Raw genomic sequence first — 8,914 nt, 5'->3', positions numbered from 1 at the left:
CTGACGCGCTACGGTTTGTCTTTTCTTCTTCATCGGCATATCCATGGCTTTTACACCTCATGATATGCCCCGCCCACAAAATGACGGATAGGTCCTAGCCGCTCGACGAACACATTGTCGCGCCAACTGCCCTTGCCATCCATCGACAGCCGGACGCCTTTGCCGAGCACCATCTCAGTGAACGCGTCGCTGGTGAATTGGCTACCCTGATCGGTATTGACGATTTCCGGCTGCCCATACCTCGCGAACGCCTCTTCCAGCACGGCGACGGCATGCTCGGCTTCGAGCGTGATGGCTACCCGGTGCGCGAGCACACGGCGGCTTGCCCAGTCGACGACTGCCGTCAGATAGACGAAGCCGCGCGCCATCGGAACGTACGTCGTGTCGAGTGCCCAGACCTTGCTTTCGATGATCGCCTTCAAGATGACTTCGCCGGAGGCTTACACTGAGACTGACTCCCCGGCTACACAACGTGTGCGGGAGCCAGAAGGCACGGATGCGACGGATCACCGGCCTCGATCTGAAACGTAGCGTGATTGATGGAGAAGCGCGTGCGTAGTTCCTCGCAGGCTGACTGAACAAACGCATCATCGATGCCGCCCCCGGGTCGTACCAGATGTACTGTCAACGCAGTCTCTGTCGTGCTCAGCGGCCAGATGTGGAGATCATGAACGTCCTGCACGCCAGGCATAGAAGCGAGAAAGGCCTGTACCTTCGCTGCATCTACCGCTTCCGGTACTTTATCGAGCGCCAGATTGACGCTGTCGCGCAGCAGTCCCCATGTTGAAAACAGAATCAGCGCCGCGATGCCGAGGCTGACAATCGGATCGAGCAGGGACCAACCGGTCATCATGATGACGAGTCCCGAGATCACGACTCCGGCGGAGACGGCGGCGTCCGCAGCCATATGCAGGAACGCTCCTTTGATGTTCAGATCGCCCGCACGTCCGCGGGCAAATAACAGCGCCGTTGCGCCATTGATCAGGATGCCGATTGCAGCGACGATCATGACGGTTCTGCCGCCGACCTGGTCGTTAGCCAGCCCCGAAGTCAGTCGCCGGATCGCCTCCACGGAAATGCCGCCAACGCCGACCAGCAGTACAACCGCGTTGGTCAACGACGCGAGGATCGAGCTTCTGCTGTATCCGTAGGTGCGACTATGCGTTGGTTTTCGCCGTCCAAGCCATGCCGCGAACCAGGCCAGCAGGAGTCCAAGGACATCGCCAAGGTTGTGTGCGGCGTCTGCGAGCAAAGCGATGGAGTGCGCCGCGAGACCATATACAACCTCTGCCACCACGAAACCGGCATTGAGCGCTGAGCCGATCGCGAACGCGCTATCGAACCCGGCGGGCGGTGCGTGATTGTGGTGGTGATGCCCGTGGCTATCCTGATGATGAGCGTGCTCGCCGTGGTCGTCGTGATGATGGTCGTGTCCGCTGGGGCGTGTCATCCTGGCTCCTACGTTCTTCATGGTCATGCCAACGCGATAGCAATGTGGATGCCTTGCACTCGCGCGCCATGTCGACTTGCGGTAATGCTCAGACGTGGCTGTGCGATGGGGGCGAACCAGCCATCACCGTCGTGCGAAGCTCCTGCATAATGCCGCAGTCTTCGACTGCATTCCTGGCGGCGCACCGGCTGCGCACAGCAATTGCCCTTTCAGCGCGTTGAGTTCGTCAATCCGTTCCGCAACGTGACCAATATGTTCATCGACAAGCCCGTTTACGCCAGCACAGTCAACGCCTGAGGCTTCGCTTGCATCCAGCAGCGTCAGGATCTCGGTGTGACTCATGCCCAGGCCCGGCAGTTTCGAAGGAAACGCAGCCTCTGAAGGTGCGTGTCGCCGTAGATCCGGTAATTGGTATCGGACCGTTCCGCAACGGGAAAAAGGCCTTCCTTCTCGTAGAACCGGACCGTATCGGCCGTGCAGCTGCCTGCATGGCCAGCTCGCTAATTTTCATACAAAATTTCCTTGCGCTGTGCTTGACCTTGGAGCGGCTCCAAGGTGTTTACTAGACCACAACGCGCTTAAGGAATCCAGCAATGTCCAAAACGACCCCTTCGTCTGGCGGAAACACCAATCTCCAGCAGGTTGGCCATCAGGATCAATCCGCTCACAGCCATGGCGGTCAGCTCGCCGCGGCAACCGACGGCTCCGCTCATGCTCACGATCGCGACCAGGAGCATTGCTGTGGCACCGCCCATTGGCATGAGCACGCTCCCGTACACAGCGACAGCCATGATCATGGCCGTGATCACGACCACGACCACGACGGCAGCTGCTGCACTCCCGGCGCAGCAACGTTGGGTGCGCTCGCCTCGCCGACGGTGGCCAGTGACAGCGTCTGCACGCCGATCCGCATTCTGCAGATGGACTGCCCCACGGAAGAAGCCTTGATTCGCAACAAGCTCGGCGCAATGGCGTCCGTCAAGGGCATGGAGTTCAATCTGATGCAGCGGGTGCTGACTGTTACCCACGCGCCGGACGCCCTCGCGCCGGTGCTCGACGCAATCCGCTCGCTGGACTTTACTCCTGAGGTTGCCAAAGCCGGTGGGCAGCTTGCAGCGGTTCCGGAAGCGCCCGCGAAGCCGTGGTGGCCACTCGCGCTAGCCGGTTTGGCGGCGATTGCGTCGGAAGCAGCGAGCTGGTTGGGACAGCCGGGATGGGTGAGCGCCGCACTGGCCATCCTTGCTGTCCTGGCGTGCGGTCTCACGACTTACCGAAAGGGCTGGGTGGCACTCCGCAACGGCAATCTGAACATCAACGCGCTGATAAGCATCGCCGTCACCGGCGCACTGGCGCTCGGCCAGTGGCCGGAAGCCGCGATGGTGATGGTGCTGTTCACGATTGCCGAGCTGGTTGAGGCGAAGTCGCTCGACCGCGCACGCCACGCGATTCAGGGTCTCATGCGGCTTGCCCCTGAAAAGGCCACCGTCAGGCAACCGGACGGCTCGTGGGCCGAAATCGAGGCGGGGTCGGTGATCGTTGGCTCCGTGGTGCGCGTGAAACCGGGCGAGCGTATCGGCCTCGACGGCAACATCGTGGCGGGGCGCTCGAGCATCAACCAGGCACCGATCACGGGCGAGAGCCTGCCGGTCGAAAAAGCCGAAGGTGACCTGGTGTTCGCTGGGACGATCAACGAAGCGGGCTCGTTCGAATATCGCGTCACCGCGGCGGCGGGCAGCACGACGCTCGCCCGTATCATCCACGCGGTGGAGGAAGCGCAAGGCGCGAAGGCGCCAACTCAACGGTTCGTCGACCAGTTCGCACGAGTCTACACGCCAATCGTGTTCGCGATCGCCATGGCGGTCGCGGTCGTCCCGGCGCTGGTGATGAACGGGAACTGGCATGACTGGATCTACAAGGCGCTCGTGCTGCTCGTCATCGCGTGCCCGTGCGCCCTTGTGATTTCGACGCCGGTCTCAATTGTCAGTGGCCTCGCCGCTGCAGCGCGCCGTGGCATCCTGATCAAGGGCGGCACCTACCTTGAACAGGGGCGAAAGCTGACCTGGCTCGCTCTCGACAAGACAGGCACGATCACCCATGGCAAGCCGGTGCAGACTGATTTCGAACTGCGTGCGCAGGTCGACCTCGCGAACTGCTGCGCGTTGGCCGCGAGTCTTGCAAGTCGCTCCGATCATCCGGTTTCACTGGCGATCGCCAACGCCGCGGAGGTGCAGCATCTTCCGCGTCTGCCGGTCGATGACTTCGAAGCAATTCCCGGCCGCGGCGTGCGCGGCACGATCGATGGCGTGTCCTGGTCGCTCGGCAACCACCGGCTGGTCGAAGAAATGGGACGTTGTTCGCCGGACCTGGAGGCCCGTCTGGATACCCTTGAGCGACAGGGAAAGACGGTCGTCATGCTGGTCAATAATGACCGCGTCGTGGCGCTCTTTGCGGTCGCAGACACCGTGAAGGACACCAGCCGCGCAGCCATCGCGGAATTGCATCGGCTGGGGGTGCGCACCGCGATGCTCACCGGCGATAATCCGCACACGGCAGAAGCGATTGCCGGGCAGGTCGGCATTGACCAGGCGAAGGGAAACCAGTTGCCTGAAGACAAGCTCAATGCCGTCGATGCATTGGCGGCCGACGGGGCGACAGTCGGCATGGTCGGTGACGGCATCAATGACGCGCCGGCGCTCGCGCGGGCCGATATTGGCTTCGCAATGGGCGCAATGGGAACGGACACCGCGATCGAGACGGCAGACGTCGCGCTAATGGATGACGACCTGCGAAAGATTCCTGCCTTCATCCGCCTGTCCAGAGCGACGCATTCCATCCTCGTGCAGAACATAACCGTGGCGCTTGGAATCAAGGCTGTCTTCCTGACACTCACGGTGGCGGGGTACGGAACCATGTGGATGGCGGTATTCGCCGACGTGGGAGCCAGTCTACTGGTGGTGGGCAACGGCCTGCGTCTGCTGCGCAAGTGAACGGCAGGCAGTGCCAGAACTGACCCGACTCTACTGGAGGTTGCGATGGGGTGGTTGGAAAGAATACTTGGTGGTCATCATGGCGGCCGCGGTAGCCACGAGGGCGGACGGGACGCACACGGCGGTGGCCACGGCTATGGTGGCGGCCACGGCTCAGGTGGTCATCATGACCAGGCTTGGGGAAGGACGGCGGCACCTCCGCAGCGTGCCACGGACGCCGTTACCTGTCCGAAATGCATGACGGCCAATGCGCAGGGCGCACGTTTCTGCAGTCAATGCGCCACGTCGCTGGGTCCAGTGGTATGCGGAAAATGCAATGTTGCGCTGGCGACCGGCGCGAGGTTCTGCAGCCAGTGCGGCAGTCCGGTCACTGGATGACGCCCGCCGTTAAACTGGCGCTTCTTACGCTTCCGCCCCTTCTCGCAGCAGGCGCCGGGGCGCTCGTCGTATCCGTGAAGACGCCCGGTGCCCGCACAACCAGTGTCATCCAGCATTTCACCGGCGGCATCGTGTTCGCAGCTGCGTCCCTGGGGTTACTGCTCCAGGACAGAACGCACACGACGACCCCAGTCGTCATCGGCTCCGTACTGGGCCTGTTGCTGACGCTGGCATCCGGCAGATGTGCGACCGGCTGGAGAGGTGGTTGGAAGATGCAACGCTGCCGACAGGTCTGATCATCGTCACGGCCATCGACCTCATCGTCGATGGTCTGGTACTTGGTATCGCATTTTCGGCGGGCGAACAGACGGGCCTCATCCTCACGATAGCTCTCACGCTCGAGGTGCTTTTTCTCGCGCTGTCGGTGAGCGCCGCGCTCAACGTTGCGCGCACAAGCAGGCTGTGGACGCTCGCCGTACCGGTCGTGCTCGCCGCATTGCTGAGCATATCCGCGGTTGGCGGCCACGCGTTGTTCGCCGGCTCACTGCGCGCGGGGCAACGTGCAGCCGCGATCATGAGCCTGATCCGGTCGGCGCAGCTTAACGGCCATGATCCGTACGCCTACCTGAAAGAGGTGCTTACCCGACTGCCCACGCATCGTGCCGACGACATCGCGGCGCTGCTTCCGCATCGCTGGACGCTCGCCGCGGCTTGATCAGCGGCACCTCACGAGTCTCGGTGCCTTTACCGGGTGCTTACCGATGTTGAGCACTATCGCTTAGCTGAACGTAACGGCTGCGATCACGACGTCTGAAAGAGATGGCCGCGCAAATTCGGACAGTGGGATCAGTGGAACGCTCGGGGCCTGAGCCGGCGATAATGCCGACAAAGGAACCAGAAAGATGACGAAGAGAACCCGACGGACGCACTCAGCCGTGTTAAAAGCGAAAGTGGCGATGGCGGCGGTCAAGGTGAGCGGACGCTAGCCGAACTGGCGCAGCAGTTCGATGTGCACCGGGCATCCGCTTGTCCATGGACGGCAAACGTGCCGAGCGACAAAAACAGCCTGGTGCTGCACGGCGATAACGGCGCGACGCTGCGTTGCGATGGCCCCGCACGTCGGCAGCAAACAGCCTCTGGCTGCATGAATCAGGCGGCAACTACATTGACGCGCGCCGATCTACCAACCTCAACACCTGTCGCGCCGGACATGACGGAATTGTCATCTTCGCCTCATGTTCGCACTGCGGCCGGTCCGTAGCATCGGTCGCAAACCGTTACCGCAGAACTGAACATGTTCAAGCTCAACCTCGCCGTGGCCATCGTTTTCGCGATGGCCGCGACGGCTCATGCGCAGCCATCGCTGTCGCCGGGGCCGGCCCCGGCTGCCGCCGCCGCGCCGATCGGCGCACCGCCGTCCGACGCACTTCCTGCATCGTCATTGACGCTTGCCGACGCGCTCGCGGTCGCCGCCCGAAACAACCCGGCGCTGCGCGGCGCGCGCGCGGATGTCGATGCATCGGCCGGCGCGCTGATGCAGGCAGGCGCGCGCCCGAATCCCGAAGTGTCGTTTCTGCAGGAAGGCTTCAGCCGCGCGGAACGCACGTCGACCGCGCTGATCAACCAGACGATCGAACTGGGCGGCAAGCGTCGCGCGCGGCTCGACGTCGCGTCGTATGGCCGCGAATCGGCCAGCGCATCGCTCGACGAGCAGGGCGCCGTCGTGCGCGCCGACGTGATCGCAGCCTTCTACGGGCTGCTCGCCGCGCAGCGCCAGCTTCAGGTGACCGAGGAGTCGGCCGCGATCGCCGCGCGCTCCGCGGATCTGGCAGCCCGTCGCGCGCAGGCCGGCAAGGTGTCGCCGGTCGAGGCGACCAAGGCCCAGGTGGCGGCGGCCGGCGTGCAGATCGAAGTCGTGACCGCGCGTGGCCGTGTCGACGTTGCGCGCGAGAAGCTGAACGCGGTGATGGGCGAAGCGCGCAACGACCCGCTTGCGGTGCTCGGCGACCTCGAAGCCGTACCGTCGGTCGAGCCGCTGTCCGCGCTGACTGCGCGGCTCGATGATGCGCCGCTCGCGCGAATCGCGCGTGCCGAAATGCTGCGCTCGAACGCGGCCGTGTCGTTGGAGCGCGCGCGCCGCATCCCGGACGTGACGGTCAGCGCCGGCGTGAAGCGCGTGACCACGGGCGGCGTGCCCGACAACCAGGCGGTGGTCGGTGTGTCGATCCCGATTCCGCTGTTCAACACGAACAAGGGCGCGCTGCTCGAGGCGACGCACAAGGCCGAGCGCGCGAACGCCGATCTCGACCGCGAACGCACGCGGCTGCGGCTTGAACTGACGCAGGCATACGCCAATTTCGAGGCCGCCGAGCAGGAAGCGCAGCGGCTGAAGTCCGACATCCTGCCGGCCGCGCGCGTCGCGCTGGACGCGATGTCGCGCGGCTACGAACTCGGGAAGTTCAGCTTCCTCGACGTGCTCGACGCGCAGCGCACGCTGTTCCAGGGGCAGTCGCAATACGTCCGTGCGCTTGCCGACGCGCATACGGCCCGTGCCGATATCGGCCGGCTCGTCGGCACGCCGCTCGCGGCCGGCGCGCAATGAGCGCCCCTCTTAACTGAAGGATCATCATGTCACGCAGCAGAATCTTCATCATTGCGGCGGCCGTGCTCGGCGGCGCAGGAATCGTGATCGGCGCGCTCGCCGTCACGCGGGGCGGGAGCGGCGCATCGGCGCCGACGACCGCCGAATCCGCCCAGCCGGCCGAGGGCGCCGGCGCGCACGGCGGCGTCGTGCTGAAGCGCGGCAAGCTGTCCGTCGAGATCGTGATGACGGAAAAGCCCGGCGATGCGCGGCTCGTCGTCTATCCGTTCGTCGACGGCAAGCCCGCGACCAACGGCGTGACCGTGTCCGGCACGCTGGTGCGGTACGACCGCACGCACGAGCCGTTGCGGTTCGACGCGGCCGGCCAGAAGTTCGTGTCCGCACAGTCGGTCGCGAAGCCGCACGTATTCGATGCGACGATCGACGTGAAGGCCGGCAACGACGCCGCATCGTTCCCGTTCGCGCGCGCCGACGGCGCGGTCGCGCTGACCGACGCGCAACTGGCGACGTCGAAGATCGCGCTCGCGAAGGCCGGCCCCGCGCAGATTGCGACGCCGTTCCAGTTGCCGGGCGAGATCAAGTTCAACGAGGATCGCACCGCGCACGTGGTGCCGCGCGTGGCCGGCATCGTCGAACAGGTATCGGTGTCGCTCGGGCAGAACGTCGCGAAAGGGCAGGTGCTCGCCGTGATCGCGAGCACCGATCTGGCGGACCGCCGCAGCGAACTGCTGACGGCCGAGCGCCGGTTGTCGGGTGCGCGCGCAACCTACGAGCGCGAACGCACGCTGTGGCAGGAGCGCATCTCGGCCGAACAGGATTATCAGCAGGCGCAGGTGCAGTTGCGCGAGGCCGAGATCGCCGTGCAGAACGCGCGACAGAAGCTCGCCGCGCTGAACGCGCCGGCGGGCGCGGGCGCGCTGAACCGTTATGAACTGCGTGCGCCGTTCGCCGGCACGATCGTCGAGAAGCATGCGACGCCCGGCGAGGCGATCGCCGCCGATGCGAGCATGTTCGTGATCTCCGACCTGTCGACCGTGTGGGCCGAGATGGCCGTGCCGGCGCAGCGGCTGAACGACGTGCGCGTGGGCCGCGATGCGACCGTCAGCGCGACCGCGTTCGAATCGCGTTCGAGCGGCCCGATCGCGTACGTCGGTTCGCTGCTCGGCGAACAGACGCGTACCGCGCCGGCGCGCGTCGTGCTGCCGAACCCCGACGGCGTGTGGCGCCCGGGGATGTTCGTGAACGTGTCGGTCGACGCGGGCCGGCAGGGCGTGCCGCTCGCGGTCGCGAGCGACGCGCTGCAGGACGTCGACGGCGCGCCGTCGGTGTTCGTGCGTTCGCCGAAGGGTTTCGTCGCACAGGCCGTCGAAACGGGGCGGCGCGACGAACGCGCGACCGAAGTGCTGAAGGGGCTTAAGCCGGGCCAGGAATACGCGGCGACGAACAGCTTCGTGCTGAAGGCCGAACTCGGCAAGGGGAGCGCGGAACATGAATGAG

5 protein-coding genes and 4 pseudogenes are annotated in these 8,914 nt (G+C 64.8%); 6 read left to right on the top strand and 3 right to left on the bottom strand.

Annotated elements, in window-relative coordinates; translation table 11 throughout:
- Positions 1 to 95: 95 nt before the first annotated feature.
- The 3 genes and pseudogenes from DFS13_RS37990 to DFS13_RS37980 all read right to left on the bottom strand — a co-directional run.
- Positions 96 to 404 (bottom strand): annotated as a pseudogene (locus tag DFS13_RS37990) (transposase); the annotation flags it as partial.
- A gap of 59 nt (positions 405 to 463) precedes the next feature.
- A complete protein-coding gene (locus tag DFS13_RS37985) occupies positions 464 to 1,450 on the bottom strand; it encodes a cation diffusion facilitator family transporter (protein WP_027810736.1) in 987 nt (328 codons plus the stop codon).
- Between the two features lie 88 nt (positions 1,451 to 1,538).
- Positions 1,539 to 1,961, bottom strand: a pseudogene (locus DFS13_RS37980) (Cd(II)/Pb(II)-responsive transcriptional regulator).
- Between the two features lie 82 nt (positions 1,962 to 2,043).
- Here DFS13_RS37980 and DFS13_RS37975 point away from each other — a divergent pair.
- The 6 genes and pseudogenes from DFS13_RS37975 (at position 2,044) to DFS13_RS37950 (ending at position 8,913) form a co-directional block, all read left to right on the top strand.
- A complete protein-coding gene (locus DFS13_RS37975) occupies positions 2,044 to 4,437 on the top strand; it encodes a heavy metal translocating P-type ATPase (RefSeq protein ID WP_080289699.1) in 2,394 nt (797 codons plus the stop codon).
- 45 nt (positions 4,438 to 4,482) lie between these two features.
- The gene (locus tag DFS13_RS37970; protein ID WP_034175768.1) at positions 4,483 to 4,815 is read left to right on the top strand and encodes a zinc ribbon domain-containing protein; all 333 of its coding nucleotides are present in this window, start codon (positions 4,483 to 4,485) and stop codon (positions 4,813 to 4,815) included.
- Positions 4,816 to 5,344: 529 nt separating this feature from the next.
- Positions 5,345 to 5,530: pseudogene (locus DFS13_RS40525) on the top strand (transposase domain-containing protein); the annotation flags it as partial.
- A gap of 187 nt (positions 5,531 to 5,717) precedes the next feature.
- Positions 5,718 to 5,851 (top strand): annotated as a pseudogene (locus DFS13_RS37960) (IS3 family transposase); the annotation flags it as partial.
- Between the two features lie 258 nt (positions 5,852 to 6,109).
- Positions 6,110 to 7,417, top strand: coding sequence for a TolC family protein (locus DFS13_RS37955; RefSeq protein ID WP_039349349.1), 1,308 nt, complete (start codon positions 6,110 to 6,112; stop codon positions 7,415 to 7,417).
- A 26-nt stretch (positions 7,418 to 7,443) separates the two neighbouring features.
- Entirely contained in the window at positions 7,444 to 8,913 is a 1,470-nt protein-coding gene (locus DFS13_RS37950) for an efflux RND transporter periplasmic adaptor subunit (protein WP_039349346.1), read from the top strand.
- The last annotated feature ends 1 nt before the right edge of the window (position 8,914 follow it).

Origin of the sequence: Burkholderia sp. 28_3, from assembly GCF_003253915.1 — a bacterium.
GTDB lineage: Bacteria > Pseudomonadota > Gammaproteobacteria > Burkholderiales > Burkholderiaceae > Burkholderia > Burkholderia cenocepacia.
The sequence above is the reverse complement of the archived record's forward strand: the minus strand, read 5'-3'. Positions and strand labels throughout refer to the sequence as shown.